The following is a 13,037-nucleotide window of genomic DNA, read 5'->3' on the forward strand; positions in this document are numbered from 1 at the left end:
GAACTGACTTATCATTTTATTCGAATTCGATTAAAAGTGCATTTTTTTCAACGGTATTTCCTTGGCTCACTTTAATGGATTTTATGACACCATCGCGAGGTGAGTTAATAACATTCTCCATTTTCATGGCTTCAAGAATTAATAGAGGATCATCTTCTTTAACTTCTTGAGCTTCTGTTACATTAATCTCTAAGATTAAACCAGGCATAGGTGCTTTTATATCGTTTACTTTTTTAGAAGCACCAATTTCAAAACCTAGAGCAACTATTTGCTGATCTAAGGCATCGTTGAGTTCAACATCATAAGTGTTGTTGTTCACTTTAACGTTGTATGTTTTTTTGTTGAAATCTGAGCTAACAATATTAGCTTTAATTGAACTGTTGTTTTGAAGGATATGATACTTATTTGTTGAGGTTTCAACAGCATCAAGTTGGTCTACTGCTTCTTCGGTTACATCAAACTCATAAGAAGCATTAACTTTTGCTTTATACATATGTAGAGGTTTATTAAACTTTGGCTAAGTTATATTTTAATAGAGTTCTAAAATATGAAATAAATCATGTTTACAGAAAGACTTTAGGAGATTATAACAATTTATTGACAGAATAAATTATGTTTCCTAATCGGTTTTAAATGTTGAGTTATCTTGATGTCTACGAATCGCTTTTCTTGATAAAAGAACTCCAATGATTAAAGACACAAAAGCACCAACAGAGATACCAGGAATAAACCGTATAAAGAGGAAGAAGTCATAAGCGCCATGAAACAATACAGCTAAAAATAAACCAGCCATATTGAGTTTTATTCTATTGTTTGAAAATTTAGCCAGTCCCATAAAATAACCCATTAGAATTCCAAAAGTTGCATGTGCTGGTACCGCTGTGAATGCCCTAAGAATTGCGGTTTCGTAGCCACCTTGTAATACATACATGATGTTTTCCGTGCAAGCAAAGCCCATGGATACCATAACCGCATATATAATACCATCGTATGGTTCATTGAAAGCTTTTTTTGGTTGGGCAAAATACTTTACAATGACATATTTACTAAATTCCTCAGAAAGTGCAACAACCACAAAGGCCTGAATAAATTGTTGCCAAACACTATATTCATCTGTAATAGGAATAAAGCGTCCTGTAATAAGATATAGGATAATTACAATAAGGATACTAACTACAGCACCAAAAAGAAAATTAGCAATTAAAAGACCAACAGGTTCTTTTTCATATTTATCCTGAAAATAAATGTAAATGATTATGGTAAATATTGGTGCAATAGCACAAAGAATTAAATTCATAGTTCTAGTTGGGCTTTAATTGCATTTAAGATAAAGCTATAATACGATTTGTTGGTTGGTATAAAGTGATTGTTTGTTTCACTTTGACTTAACAAAGTTTCAAACTCATTAAAAGTAACGAGTTTTAGAGCCTCAACCTCATCTTCTTGTGGCTTTAAATCCGTTAGATTCACTTTTAATTCCGCAATATAAACCTGATGAAATTCATTGTCTTGAATATTACCGTTAGCATAAGAACTTTCATGAAGTTTTGTGCCAATTTTCTTTAAATTATTAGAGTTTAATGATAGACCAAGCTCTTCTTTGGTTTCTCTAAGAGCAGCTTCAATAAAGGATTCTCCTGCATCTATATGTCCAGCTGCCGAAACATCCCAAAGTAATGGGTGAATTGCCTTTTTATGAGAACGTTGTTGTAGAAGAATTTCACCATTTTTAGTGTACAGCCAAAGATGAATGGTGTTGTGATACCAACCATTTTTATGCGCTTCAGATTTAAGAGCAGTTTTACCTGTTGGCTCACCTGTTGCAGTGACTATGTCTATGTATTCATCCATATAAAAAAGATTCCCACTTTCGTGGGAATTTTCATTATTTAAAATAACTAAACGTTTCTCCGTCTTTAATTTTTAGAAGCGTTTCATAAATGAGTTTTATGACGTTTTCAACATCATCTTTATGAACCATCTCTACCGTTGTGTGCATGTAACGCAATGGTAAAGAGATTAGGGCAGAAGCTACACCACCATTACTGTACGCAAAGGCATCGGTATCTGTACCTGTAGCTCTAGATAGTGCAGCACGTTGAAAAGGTATTTTCTTTTCTTCAGCTGTATCTGTAATTAAATCACGTAATTTCTGTTGTACAGCGGGCGCATATGCAATAACAGGACCATCGCCAATTTTTGCTAAACCTTGTTTCTTAGGGTCTATCATTGGTGTTGTGGTATCGTGTGTTACGTCGGTAACGATAGCTACATTTGGCTTTATGGTTTCGGTTATCATTTCTGCACCACGCAGGCCTATTTCTTCTTGGACCGAATTGGTAATGTAAAGTCCAAAAGGTAATTTCTTTTTGTTTTCGTGCAGTAAACGCGCTACTTCAGCAATCATAAAACCACCCATTCTATTATCGAGTGCTCTACATACAAATTTGTCTTTGTTAAGAATATGGAATTCATCAGGATACGTAATAACACATCCTACATGCACTCCCATTTTTTCAACTTCTTCTTTGTCTTTTGCTCCAATGTCTATGCAAATGTTATCTGGTTTAGGTGGTTCTTCTTTAGATTTATTGCGTGTATGTATTGCAGGCCAACCGAACACGCCTTTTATAATGCCTTTTTTTGTGTGGATATTCACAACCTTACTTGGTGCAATCTGGTGATCACTACCACCATTTCTTATCACATATAATAAGCCATTATCCGAAATATAATTAACGTACCACGAAATTTCATCAGCATGTCCCTCAATTACAACTTTATATTTTGCTTTTGGATTTATAACTGCAACAGCAGTACCGTAGGTGTCTGTTATAAACTCATCTACATACGGTTTTAAGTAATCCATCCATATGTTTTGCCCATCCCATTCGTAACCAGTAGGTGAGGCATTATTTAAGTATTTTTCTAAAAAGTCCATCGACTTTTTGTTGAGTAATTGCTTTTTAGCCATTGGTAAAAATTTTCTTTAAAAATAATAATATTAATACGATTTTAGGGTTAATAGAAGTAATAATTGTTAATTTTGAATCCCTTAAAATTTGTTCTTTGGAACGGTTTTAGTTGTAGTGTTTAATATGAAATATATTACATACATAGCATTGTTATTTTCAACATTTGTTTTTGCTCAGGTTGATCCTGTAGAGCAAGACTCTACGGTTGTGCATTATATGATTATTGAAGGCGATTCTATTCCTGTTACAGAGGTTGAGTTAGATGAAGTACTGATGCTTCCAAACCTTAACTTTAAAGACAGAAAGGCACGAATTAGATATATTGTTTTAAGACGAAAAACACACAAGGTTTTTCCGTATGCAAAATTGGCTGCTGAGCGTTTAGAAGCTTTACAACAAAGACTAGATCAGTTAGAGCGTAAGCGAGATAAAAAGAAGTATGCCAAGGTTATACAAAAGTATATTGAGGATGAATTTTCGGCTGAATTAAAAAAACTGACCAAAACCGAAGGACAAATTCTCGTAAAGCTTATTCACAGACAAACAGGTAAAACCACATTTGAACTTATTAAAGAACTACGGAATGGTTGGCGCGCCTTTTGGTTTAACAATACGGCAAGTTTATTTGATATTTCCTTAAAAAAAGAGTTTGACCCATTAAAGGTTGAGGAAGATTATCTCATTGAAGATATTTTACAAAGAGCCTTTCAAAATGGACAGTTAAACAAGCAAGATGCAGCCTTTGAAATAGATTATTACGCCTGTGTTAACAAGTGGTCAGAACCTAAAAAGAAATCCAACAAATCTGAATAATCAATGCGTACACAAACCAAACTAGAAGAACAATTAAATGCTTGGTCTCATGGTATTGGTGCTGCTTTAGGAATTGCTGCCTTGGTGTTGCTTATTGTTTTTTCTGACAATGAAGCTAAGCCTTGGAGTCTATTTAGTGTTATTGTTTATGGTATTTCTATTATCATTTTATTTATGGCTTCAACCTTATACCATGCTGTAAAAGGGGAGAAGCGCAAACATAGTTTTAGGATTGTAGACCATATAAGTATCTATCTACTCATTGCCGGAACCTATACTCCTGTACTTTTAATTACACTTAGAGAAAGTAATGGCTGGCCACTATTTTGGGTAGTTTGGGGAATAGCCGCTTTTGGATTAATATTAAAACTCTTTTTTACTGGTAGGTTTGAAGTGTTTTCTACACTACTATATTTGGTTATGGGATGGCTGATTATTTTCGATTTTTCTAACTTATCGGATGCTATTGGCTCAACAGGTGTTTTATGGTTATTTGCAGGCGGCTTATCTTACACTGTTGGTATTGTTTTTTACGCTATACAGCGTATACCATACAACCATGTTATTTGGCACCTATTTGTATTATGCGGAGCTATTTGCCATTTTTTTATGATTTTTAATCATGTGATATAAAATTAATTTTTAGCTGCCTATCTGATCAATCTCATCAACGGGTAAATTCTTCTCCCAAGTTTTATCTAAATATTTATAGAGTAAATAACAACTTAATATGCCAAACGGTAACATCATAACACCAAGAAGAGTATCGTCAATAGAATCTATGGCTCCTGGCGAAACAAGCTCTAATATTATTCCTATGGCAAAACTGAATATAATGATGCCAGCATAATATGTTACAATACCAATAATGGCAAATATCCATTTATTTTTGTTGTATTCTTCCGCTAATTTGTAAAAGTATTTGCCTATCCAGTAGAGTAATAAGAGTCCTAACATTATAAGTTTTAATTATGTTGTGAGAGCAATATAGGATTAAAAATCTCAAAACGTGAAGTTTACTTTTTTGAAAAAAATATGAACTTAAAAAAAACAGAACATTTGCTGAAGTCTTATTATAAATTCAGCAGCAATGAATTATAACCTTCGTTAGTTTTTATCCATTTATTTTTTCTGAATTGGGTAAAAACGTTACCAAATTAAATATTCTTTCAAAATATTCAGGCTGTTTGTCATAAACCATTTTAGGCACATGCGCAGTTAATGTATAAATAAAATCGTCCTTGTAAATTTGGTGACTAATTACATGATTTATGTATTCTAAGTCAGCACTGCGTACGAGAAAATCGTAGGAATATTTGGTTGAAACAATATTTCTTATGTAACTTTTTTTTGCGCTGTAATTTTGAATTTTGGTGTTAAACTGGGTCTGAACAACATTTCTTAGCTCCGCATCCTGCTTAGTTTTGTTATTGATATAAAATTCCCAAGCATTTTGAGAAGTTTTAGATTTTGGTTCTACTACAACTATAGAAAATGTAAGCGCAAGCTCCGGGTCATTTCCTCTAAAGATACTATGCTTTGCAGTACCATAATCGACTTTCCAATTGTCAGGTGCGTCAATCGAAATCAGATATTTATAGTTTGAATAAATATTTGTAGAAGGGTCAAAATCCTCCGAATGTTCAGATATTTTTCCTTTACTTTTTTGTTCCTTGTAGGATTCTTTTAAATATTTCTCTTCTTTTGTTTGCTTTTTATTCTCTTTGCATGAAAATAAAATGACAAAAACGGTCAGTATGGTTGATAGGTTTATTCTCAATTTTTTTTCTGTTTTTTCTTAAAAATAGGATACATTAGAATTAAACCTACAATAATTCCGCCAAAACTCTTCGTGTTTTCAATTGGTCTATCTACTAGACCTAAGAGATTGGCTAATGCAAATACTATAAATAGTAATCCGATTATTGATATAATTAAGCTCGGAATCGGTTTTTGTGTCCAATGTTTTTTGTTCTCCATAGTTTGGGTCTAAATTTATTGTGATTTTGTGTAAGTTGGTTGATAGTTAAGCAACGAATTTAGCAAATACAAACCGAATAGAAAATTCGGAAGAATTTTTGAAGGTAGGCTAGAATGAACAATTACTTACAACCTTTGATGTAGTTGGTTTTTATTCGTGATACGTCATGGTTCTCACTTGTTTTTGGTTCAAAGTATCATTCTTAAACATTTTTCTTTCCGTCCAATTACCTTGCTCATCGAATCTAATATACTCGTAAGTTCTAATGCTATACCGTTTGCCTTTAGAATTTTCATAAAACCCTTTAATTTCAAGGTTTTGATTGTTAAAAAATAAGCTATCTAAACCACGATATTCTCCTTTTCCATTTTGATATGTTTTGAGTACGGGATTCCCATTATTATCTGTTGTGATTGTAGACTTCCATGAAATTTGGTTTTCAGTATTCAGTGAAGCTTCGACCTTTAATCCATCTGAATTTACATAAACTGTGTCTCTACTTGGTTCGGTATCGCCTTGTTCATAGTATTCAGCTCCGATAAGTTCCTTGCTTTCATCATATTTTCTATAAAATCTTAATATTGTGTCTTTTTTTCTCCAATCCAATAAACGTCAATTGAGTTACCATCCTTATCGAAATTCTCGATAGTTCCACCACTGAATAGTATTGAATCATTTCTCAAATCAAAATTCTCTTCCTTGATTTTTGCAATTTTAAGTTCAGACTTTTCATTGATTTTATAATTTTCTTCTTTTTTGGTTTCGTTCTTACAGGATAATGCAAAAACTGTAATTATAAATAGTAACAATAATCTTTTCATAGAATGTTTTTTAAGTTGCGTAGAAGTGTTTTATGTAAGTGTCAGTTAAAGATAATTTTAAGATTAAATTTGGTTAAGCACTGACCTTCGGAATTCTCAGTGGATTTGTTTAAGCCTACCCTGAGCGAAGTCGAAGGGTAGTCGAAACCGCCGTAATTGCGGTTATACATTGTTAGCAACCGGTTTTTATTCTATTCCGTATTTTTTTATTATTTCATTTCGAGTTTTTTCATCGGCATTTTTAACTCCGATTTGAGAACCGAAAATTTGATAATCATATTTTTGGGTGTATATTCTATCTATTAACATTTTAAATGGTGTTTTATTTAATTCTTTGTCTTGAACAGCTTTTTGAATTATTGGTAAATATCTTTCCATCATTTCAAGATTCGAATGTTGAATAACACTCCACATTACAAACTCAAATTTTTCACCAACTAGCGATTTTCCTATATATTGATCGTATTTATGAAATAATGAGTCGATGAGCTTTTGATTATGTCTGTCTAATTCAGGTTGTTTGGTTTCATATGTTTGTTCGTCAGAACTTCTAAACTTTTGGTCATTAATATTGATAATATTAATAAGTTTTACTAACTCTTTATTTAGCTTGTTGTCTGTAATATATTCCTCAATATTTAGTTCTGTATCATCCTCTTGATCTCTATTACACGATTTGTAATATTGGTTGTATAATTTAGGGATTTTATTGTCAAATTTAACTTTGTCTTTAAAAGAGGTAATGTATTTACAACCTCCTTCAGAATTAGCCAATTTTATAAATACTAATTTCAAAGTTTCAATGTTTTCTTGAAGCTTGTCAAAGGCTGAAATAATATTCCAATAATGAGCTACATTGTAATTTCCACTTTTTTCTTTTATTGATTTCTTTGTTTCTTTAATCACAAATTGCGCCCACTTAAAATCTTTTTCTGATACGTCGTTTTTTTGAATTGGATTGTACTCTAAGAACTCAATTTCAAAGTTGTCTGCATTAAACGATGCTTCATTAGACTGTGCGTTGTAAATTTTGAAAGATAAAAATAGTATTATAAATAAGTATGTTTTTTTCATGTAAGCGAGTTTTCTTAGTTTGTTGCCAAAGCTTCTTAAAACCGTTAGTTCTAGGATTAAAGTTAACGATTTTCGGTTTAGCAATATTGTTAGCAATTCCAATTGGATTCGCTCGAGCCAGCCCTGACCATAGTCAGAGGTAGTTGAATCCGAATATTGAGTTTACATATTGTTAGTTACTGGCTGTTTTCGATTCTATCTTATGTCCGATTTCAATAAAATATTCACGCATTAATTCGTAAGTTTTGAAATCAGCGTTGATGTGATTAAATAATTCAGTTACCATATATTCACAACTCAAACAAATATTCAATTGTTTAATTAAAATTCCATTTTTGTTGTAAAATAATATTGCATCTCTATAAATTGGTGCGCACATCCAATTTGGAACATCATTTATTTCCGTTTTCAGAATGTCAATCAGTTTTTTTGATCTAGAATCCGTCTTTTCAATTCGGTTAATCTTTTCTGATGAAAAATGGAATTGTCCTTTCTTGTTGATAATAACTTGAACAATATTCAATAATTGGTCTAATTCAGACAGTCTATTTTTTTGCTTTTCGTTTAGGTCAGTTTTGGATTTCAGATTATTAAATTCCGATTCCAGTGTTTCGATTTTCTTTTCAAATTTTAGTCCTCGTTGAAGTGAATAAGTTTCAAAGTATTCAAAGTCTAAATTTTCAATAAATTCTGAGGAATTTTTATACGTATACTTCGGTTTCATTCGTTTGTGGCCAACAGCTTTGTATAACCGTCAGTTACGGGATTAAAGTTAATAATTTTCGGTTTAGGACTGACGTTAGCAAACCTTTAGGTTCGACGTAGCCAACTACGAGTGGATTCGCTTGAGAGTGCCCAGAGCGTAGTAGAAGGATAGCTGAATCCGCTAAAATTTGCGATTATACATTGTTACGTGCTGGCTTTTTTTATTTAAAAGTTATCTATAAATTCCGTAAACTTTATTTTCCTTAATTCAACATTTGTAATTTCATTTCCTCTTGGTTCTGAATCATTACAAACATTATGTTCAGAGGTGTTGAATGTTTCAAAAAATAAGTCTTTTAAATCTTTATTAAATTTAAATATAATATTTCGACTTTCTCGATGACACATTCCACCATAATAAGAAATTGTAAGTTCACCATTTTTAATTTCTATTTCTGGTAACAGATTATACATTTCAATATAAGTATCCGTAAGATTATCGTTCACAATTTTTTTGGATATATTTCCTTTCGAGTTTGTGATAAAAACAATTATTTGTCCTTTTTCACTATCGCTTTTAGATGAAACAATTGCAAAATCAGAAATTCCATCAAGATTTATGTCACCTTTTGATTCGTGTATAATATTATATTTTTCTTTTTCATTTTGTAAAGGTTTTAGCGATTTGCAACTTGTTAATAACACTGTCAAAAGCGTTAAAGTGAGAACTGTTCTTTTATTTTTCATTTTCGATTGTAGAAATCAAGCCATTTAAAGTTAAGCTAATTTTTGGAATATGCGATTAGTTGCAATGAATTATAGCCATTGTTGTGTCCTGTTCTTTTTATTCAATGTTACGGTTTTCCACAAAATGATGATTCCGACTGATAATATTATTAAACCACCAATTAGAAAAGCAATTCCATATCCTTCGGCAAAAAATCCACAAAAGTAATTAAGGTATCTGTTCATAATACTAGATGAATAAATCCCAGTTGCAGAAATTGCAAAAGTCAGAATTAGAACTATTATTGAGTTTATAATTCCAAATTTATATTTCCAGTTTAATATTCCAATTATTAATATTCCGATTATTAGACTTATAATAGTCCAATATATTTGATTTACTAGAAATTCTGGTCCAGATAAATTGGTCAAAGAGTCAAATTTTCCCCAATCCTTATTTAATAAAGCATCAAATTCTTTCCCATTGTATGCAACGTAAAATCTTTTGATTCCGCTTACAATGAAAATCAAAGCCAAACATTCTAGTAAAATAAGTTTCAAGTTAAAATTCTTTGTCATTTCTAGGCATTGTACACAACGGTCTCGTATAACCGTTAGTTATGGTTTTTAAGTTACTATTTTTTAGCTTAACGTACTTTCAATGAAGGTGAGAATTTTCCATTGGAAAATTCCGCTATAATTGCGGTTATACATTGCTGTACGCTGACTTTTTTTTCATTCGCTTGCTAATTCCGATTTATTCTTTTCTTTATTAATTAAATATAAAACTCTACCGAAATACATTGAGAATGGAATTCCACTTCCAAATGTTATCGCAAAGAGAAAATTATCATAAATCCAAGCTTTGTAGCACACAAAGAGATAAGAAACTATCATTAAAGTTAGTCCGAAATAAATCCAGTTCTTTTTGGTCAAAATGTTTTTTGAAAACAATAATCTAATTGAAATTAGTTTTCCAATTAAGGAAACAAGAGCTATAAAAATTAGACTGCTCTCAAAAGGATATTCTTTTTGAAAGTCAAATCCGTTTTTGATTAGAGTCGGAATACTTATAAACTCAAACATTATCATTATTCCGTAACCGTGTCCAGCAGGAACTCCAATAAGGATTATAGAGTTCAGAATTAAGGTTAATATTATTGCTCTTTTTATCAATTTTGAGTTCGTTTTTCAGCTTATGTACAACTTTCTCGGCTATGAGTAGTTGCGAGGATTTTCAGAAGTAAGCGAGAACAAGCAATTACTTATAGCCAATATTGTCGGTTCGTTTTTTAATTTTTTTAAATGCTTTGTCCAAAGGTCAATAGGTTAGTATCTGGATCAAGTAATGAGAATTCCCTTTGTCCCCAAGGTTTTGATTCCAATTTTCCATTTGGGTGTATTTTTATTTTATCGTCTAGTAATGTTTGGTAAAAATCGTCGATGCCATTGGTCCTAATATAAACTTGTCCGTAATTTTCTTTAGGCTTAAGTTCTTTAAATTGAAAGAAATGAATTTCTATTTTATCTTTTCGAACCATTAAATACGCTTCATAATCGCCTATTTCTTTAAATCCTAACTTATTTATATAAAATGCTCTGGCAACATTTTTGTCACGCATTGGTAATTTCGGAATGATATCAGTTAGCATAATTTCACGATTAGTATTTGTAATTCGATTTTAAATTGTTACGTATTCTTAAATGATTGCCAACGACCTGCTAAACGCAGTTCGGCCATGAGAACGAAGATACAAAAAGTGGAAGATAATGATGTTCGTTTACGCGCGACCACGCGTAAACGGTTATTATTAGCCATCTTGCTTATCGAATTTTTTCATTAAAAAAATTTGATAAGTAAGCCACTTTATTGGATCGAGAGTTCGATTGGTCGTACCAAATTGCGTATAGGTACCGATGGCTCACGTTTTCCCTCGATGGGCAGCGGGAGCTGTTCTTAGCTGGTTAGCCTGGTTGCAATTTGGTTTAGCAGGTCGATGGAACACATTTCCAAAGGGGTGGGAACAGCGCAGCTGTGTAGCCACTTTGGTCAGCTTCCGCTGAATGTGTTCCATTCACGGGGTAAACCAAGTTTTGGGTTTGGTTTATCCTTTTATGATATCCTTATATTCTTCAAAGAAGGTTTCAAATAACATCATGTTGGTATTAAAGAATTCCATGACAGCTCTCCAAGTATTTTTGTTGTGGATAGACACTTTTTGTTCTAACGGTAAGTATATGCGCGAAATTTCTTTGCCATTGTTTAAATAGTATTCTTCTTCGTAAATGGCATCTGGTAAGTAATCTGCGTGAAGTATGTTTTTTAAAGCTACAAGTTTTTCCCAGCAGTTAATTCGGTTTTCGAGATCGTCTTCCAGATCTAGTGCTATAAATGCCTTTTTGATATCAAAATGAAATTTAAAAGATAATCCTTTTATTTTGGTATTATATAATATCCATTTTCTGGGAAATGATTTTCCAAAACTGGTCCAAAATTCTTGGCGTAATAATCGGCTTTCTTCCTTACTGAACATTTAAATAAAGTAAGCAATTAATATTCCTAAGCCAATAGCCATTAGCTTAGATAAATTAAATTTATGGCCTTCTCCGGTTTCAAATAAAATAGTGGTAGAAATATGTAAAAAGATACCAATAACCACGGCATTAATACTTACAAGAAGGTCAGGGCTTAAAGATGTAGTATTAGATACCAATGTACCAAGAGGTGTCATTGCTGCAAAGATCAGTATAAAAGTAATGGCTTGTTCTTTAGCATATTTTGATTGTAATAAAAAAGAAGTAAGTAAAGCTGCAATGGGTATTTTGTGTATAAAAACACCATATACCATATCGTTATGCTGATGGATAGGAAAACCCTCTAAAAAGCTATGAATGCATAAACTTATAAATAACAACCAAGGAAATTTGTTGTCCTCTTGGTGCAAATGTACATGGCCATGCTCTGCGCCTTTAGATAAAAATTCCAAGACAATTTGTAGTAAGATACCACACATTATAAAAAGACCTGTTTGTTTGGTGTCTAAATGATGATAGACTTCTGGTAGTAAATCAAAAAGTGTGAGTGCTAATAAAAATGCACCACTAAACGACAGCAGTAACTTAGTGTAGATTGACTTTTGTTTTTTGGTTAAAAAAGCAATGACAACACCAATAATAATCGCATATATAGGAAAAAGATACTTATTCATTTATTTAAAAATCATAATTAAGCGCTCAGAGGTTTCAGGATGGTATTTTCCTAGTTTGTAGTCTCCAAAAACATCGAGAAGGTGTACATCAGCTTTTTCAAATAAAGTTTTAAAATTATCTAAGGTCAATGCTTTTACACGCTCTTGAAATTGGTGTTGTTTTCCGTCAATTTCAAAATTAATATCTTTAACAATATAGCCATCCTTTACACTTCGTTTTTGGTGAAAGTCTATACCATCAACAGTTTTTACATCTTCTGCAACTAAGTGTTCCGTAACGTAATTTACATTCATAAAATCGATTACTCCAAAACCATAGGTGTTTAATTCTTCTTTAATAGATGTAATGGTTTTTAAGTTACAGCTCTCATCTTCAAAATAGCCAAAACTTGTAAAGAGATTAAAAACAGCATCAAACGTTTCAGGATACGGTTTGGTCATATCGTGCACAACAAACCTTAGCGTATCGTTTTTAAACTGGTTGGCGTATTTTATACTTTGCTCAGACAAGTCAACACCTGTTACATCAAAGCCTAATGTATTTAAGTAGATGGAGTGTCTGCCTTTACCACAAGCTAAATCCAAGATTTTTCCACCTTCTGGAATATTAAGGTAGTTGGTGAGATTATCCATAAAGAGTTGAGCTTCAGTATAATCTCTGTCTTTATATAGAATGTGGTAGTATGGTGTATCAAACCACGACGCGTACCATTGTTTTGTTGAATTTGCCATA

20 protein-coding genes are annotated in these 13,037 nt (G+C 32.1%); 2 read left to right on the forward strand and 18 right to left on the reverse strand.

The genetic code is table 11. The features are described from left to right. Positions 1 to 16: 16 nt before the first annotated feature. The 4 genes from FC091_RS11300 to FC091_RS11315 form a co-directional block, all read right to left on the reverse strand. Positions 17 to 493 carry an acetyl-CoA carboxylase biotin carboxyl carrier protein subunit gene (locus FC091_RS11300; protein ID WP_138434391.1) on the reverse strand — a complete coding sequence of 159 codons (477 nt, stop codon included), beginning with the start codon at positions 491 to 493 and terminating at the stop codon, positions 17 to 19. A gap of 126 nt (positions 494 to 619) precedes the next feature. Next, positions 620 to 1,297 carry a PrsW family intramembrane metalloprotease gene (locus tag FC091_RS11305; RefSeq protein WP_138434392.1) on the reverse strand — a complete coding sequence of 226 codons (678 nt, stop codon included), beginning with the start codon at positions 1,295 to 1,297 and terminating at the stop codon, positions 620 to 622. Continuing rightward, positions 1,294 to 1,851, reverse strand: a complete 558-nt coding sequence (locus tag FC091_RS11310) for an NUDIX hydrolase (protein WP_138434393.1) — start codon at positions 1,849 to 1,851, stop codon at positions 1,294 to 1,296. Before FC091_RS11310 ends, FC091_RS11305 begins: the two co-directional genes overlap by 4 nt. 34 nt (positions 1,852 to 1,885) lie before the next feature. Beyond that, complete coding sequence (locus FC091_RS11315; protein WP_138434394.1) at positions 1,886 to 2,974, reverse strand: M42 family metallopeptidase; 1,089 nt, start codon at positions 2,972 to 2,974, stop codon at positions 1,886 to 1,888. A 124-nt stretch (positions 2,975 to 3,098) separates the two neighbouring features. Between FC091_RS11315 and FC091_RS11320 the strand changes: the two genes are divergently transcribed. Both FC091_RS11320 and trhA read left to right on the forward strand, forming a co-directional pair. After that, on the forward strand, positions 3,099 to 3,788 hold the full coding sequence (locus FC091_RS11320; RefSeq protein WP_138434395.1) for a DUF4294 domain-containing protein: 690 nt from the start codon (positions 3,099 to 3,101) through the stop codon (positions 3,786 to 3,788). 3 nt (positions 3,789 to 3,791) lie between these two features. Beyond that, complete coding sequence (trhA, locus tag FC091_RS11325) at positions 3,792 to 4,421, forward strand: PAQR family membrane homeostasis protein TrhA (RefSeq protein ID WP_138434396.1); 630 nt, start codon at positions 3,792 to 3,794, stop codon at positions 4,419 to 4,421. Between the two features lie 9 nt (positions 4,422 to 4,430). On the opposite strand, the gene FC091_RS11330 is transcribed toward trhA, so the two are convergent. From FC091_RS11330 to FC091_RS11395, 14 genes are all read right to left on the reverse strand, one after another. Further along, the gene (locus FC091_RS11330) at positions 4,431 to 4,745 is read right to left on the reverse strand and encodes a hypothetical protein (protein WP_138434397.1); all 315 of its coding nucleotides are present in this window, start codon (positions 4,743 to 4,745) and stop codon (positions 4,431 to 4,433) included. A 157-nt stretch (positions 4,746 to 4,902) separates the two neighbouring features. Beyond that, positions 4,903 to 5,568 (reverse strand): hypothetical protein, encoded by a 666-nt coding sequence (locus tag FC091_RS11335; RefSeq protein WP_138434398.1) that lies wholly within the window; start codon positions 5,566 to 5,568, stop codon positions 4,903 to 4,905. Beyond that, the gene (locus tag FC091_RS11340; RefSeq protein ID WP_138434399.1) at positions 5,565 to 5,768 is read right to left on the reverse strand and encodes a hypothetical protein; all 204 of its coding nucleotides are present in this window, start codon (positions 5,766 to 5,768) and stop codon (positions 5,565 to 5,567) included. The genes FC091_RS11335 and FC091_RS11340 overlap by 4 nt, the downstream gene beginning before the upstream one ends. Before the next feature lie 151 nt (positions 5,769 to 5,919). Further along, entirely contained in the window at positions 5,920 to 6,375 is a 456-nt protein-coding gene (locus tag FC091_RS11345; RefSeq protein WP_138434400.1) for a hypothetical protein, read from the reverse strand. Further along, positions 6,345 to 6,590 carry a hypothetical protein gene (locus FC091_RS11350; protein WP_138434401.1) on the reverse strand — a complete coding sequence of 82 codons (246 nt, stop codon included), beginning with the start codon at positions 6,588 to 6,590 and terminating at the stop codon, positions 6,345 to 6,347. The genes FC091_RS11345 and FC091_RS11350 overlap by 31 nt, the downstream gene beginning before the upstream one ends. 186 nt (positions 6,591 to 6,776) lie before the next feature. Beyond that, on the reverse strand, positions 6,777 to 7,664 hold the full coding sequence (locus FC091_RS11355; RefSeq protein ID WP_138434402.1) for a hypothetical protein: 888 nt from the start codon (positions 7,662 to 7,664) through the stop codon (positions 6,777 to 6,779). A gap of 172 nt (positions 7,665 to 7,836) precedes the next feature. Then, the gene (locus FC091_RS11360) at positions 7,837 to 8,388 is read right to left on the reverse strand and encodes a hypothetical protein (RefSeq protein ID WP_138434403.1); all 552 of its coding nucleotides are present in this window, start codon (positions 8,386 to 8,388) and stop codon (positions 7,837 to 7,839) included. Between the two features lie 206 nt (positions 8,389 to 8,594). After that, positions 8,595 to 9,116, reverse strand: a complete 522-nt coding sequence (locus FC091_RS11365; protein WP_138434404.1) for a hypothetical protein — start codon at positions 9,114 to 9,116, stop codon at positions 8,595 to 8,597. A 69-nt stretch (positions 9,117 to 9,185) separates the two neighbouring features. Further along, positions 9,186 to 9,674: a hypothetical protein gene (locus FC091_RS11370; RefSeq protein WP_138434405.1), complete on the reverse strand. Its 489-nt coding sequence runs from the start codon at positions 9,672 to 9,674 to the stop codon at positions 9,186 to 9,188. A 156-nt stretch (positions 9,675 to 9,830) separates the two neighbouring features. Beyond that, a complete protein-coding gene (locus tag FC091_RS11375; RefSeq protein WP_138434406.1) occupies positions 9,831 to 10,271 on the reverse strand; it encodes a hypothetical protein in 441 nt (146 codons plus the stop codon). Positions 10,272 to 10,396: 125 nt separating this feature from the next. Then, the gene (locus tag FC091_RS11380) at positions 10,397 to 10,771 is read right to left on the reverse strand and encodes a bleomycin resistance protein (RefSeq protein WP_262708976.1); all 375 of its coding nucleotides are present in this window, start codon (positions 10,769 to 10,771) and stop codon (positions 10,397 to 10,399) included. A gap of 429 nt (positions 10,772 to 11,200) precedes the next feature. Next, positions 11,201 to 11,629 (reverse strand): DUF4268 domain-containing protein, encoded by a 429-nt coding sequence (locus tag FC091_RS11385; RefSeq protein WP_138434408.1) that lies wholly within the window; start codon positions 11,627 to 11,629, stop codon positions 11,201 to 11,203. Next, positions 11,630 to 12,304, reverse strand: a complete 675-nt coding sequence (locus FC091_RS11390) for a ZIP family metal transporter (RefSeq protein ID WP_138434409.1) — start codon at positions 12,302 to 12,304, stop codon at positions 11,630 to 11,632. It abuts the gene before it with no gap. Beyond that, positions 12,305 to 13,036 (reverse strand): SAM-dependent methyltransferase, encoded by a 732-nt coding sequence (locus tag FC091_RS11395; RefSeq protein WP_138434410.1) that lies wholly within the window; start codon positions 13,034 to 13,036, stop codon positions 12,305 to 12,307. Position 13,037: the final 1 nt, after the last annotated feature.

This window comes from Winogradskyella algicola (assembly GCF_005869935.1).
Classification (GTDB): domain Bacteria; phylum Bacteroidota; class Bacteroidia; order Flavobacteriales; family Flavobacteriaceae; genus Winogradskyella; species Winogradskyella algicola.

What these genes read in the sequence shown, in the direction of transcription:
- FC091_RS11300 (WP_138434391.1), bottom strand. Translation starts at nt 493, where the DNA reads ATGTATAAAGCAAAAGTTAATGCTTCTTATGAGTTTGATGTAACCGAA.
- FC091_RS11305 (WP_138434392.1), bottom strand. Translation starts at nt 1,297, where the DNA reads ATGAATTTAATTCTTTGTGCTATTGCACCAATATTTACCATAATCATT.
- FC091_RS11310 (WP_138434393.1), bottom strand. Translation starts at nt 1,851, where the DNA reads ATGGATGAATACATAGACATAGTCACTGCAACAGGTGAGCCAACAGGT.
- FC091_RS11315 (WP_138434394.1), bottom strand. Translation starts at nt 2,974, where the DNA reads ATGGCTAAAAAGCAATTACTCAACAAAAAGTCGATGGACTTTTTAGAA.
- FC091_RS11320 (WP_138434395.1), top strand. Translation starts at nt 3,099, where the DNA reads ATGAAATATATTACATACATAGCATTGTTATTTTCAACATTTGTTTTT.
- trhA (WP_138434396.1), top strand. Translation starts at nt 3,792, where the DNA reads ATGCGTACACAAACCAAACTAGAAGAACAATTAAATGCTTGGTCTCAT.
- FC091_RS11330 (WP_138434397.1), bottom strand. Translation starts at nt 4,745, where the DNA reads ATGTTAGGACTCTTATTACTCTACTGGATAGGCAAATACTTTTACAAA.
- FC091_RS11340 (WP_138434399.1), bottom strand. Translation starts at nt 5,768, where the DNA reads ATGGAGAACAAAAAACATTGGACACAAAAACCGATTCCGAGCTTAATT.
- FC091_RS11350 (WP_138434401.1), bottom strand. Translation starts at nt 6,590, where the DNA reads ATGAAAAGATTATTGTTACTATTTATAATTACAGTTTTTGCATTATCC.
- FC091_RS11355 (WP_138434402.1), bottom strand. Translation starts at nt 7,664, where the DNA reads ATGAAAAAAACATACTTATTTATAATACTATTTTTATCTTTCAAAATT.
- FC091_RS11360 (WP_138434403.1), bottom strand. Translation starts at nt 8,388, where the DNA reads ATGAAACCGAAGTATACGTATAAAAATTCCTCAGAATTTATTGAAAAT.
- FC091_RS11365 (WP_138434404.1), bottom strand. Translation starts at nt 9,116, where the DNA reads ATGAAAAATAAAAGAACAGTTCTCACTTTAACGCTTTTGACAGTGTTA.
- FC091_RS11370 (WP_138434405.1), bottom strand. Translation starts at nt 9,674, where the DNA reads ATGACAAAGAATTTTAACTTGAAACTTATTTTACTAGAATGTTTGGCT.
- FC091_RS11385 (WP_138434408.1), bottom strand. Translation starts at nt 11,629, where the DNA reads ATGTTCAGTAAGGAAGAAAGCCGATTATTACGCCAAGAATTTTGGACC.
- FC091_RS11390 (WP_138434409.1), bottom strand. Translation starts at nt 12,304, where the DNA reads ATGAATAAGTATCTTTTTCCTATATATGCGATTATTATTGGTGTTGTC.
- FC091_RS11395 (WP_138434410.1), bottom strand. Translation starts at nt 13,036, where the DNA reads ATGGCAAATTCAACAAAACAATGGTACGCGTCGTGGTTTGATACACCA.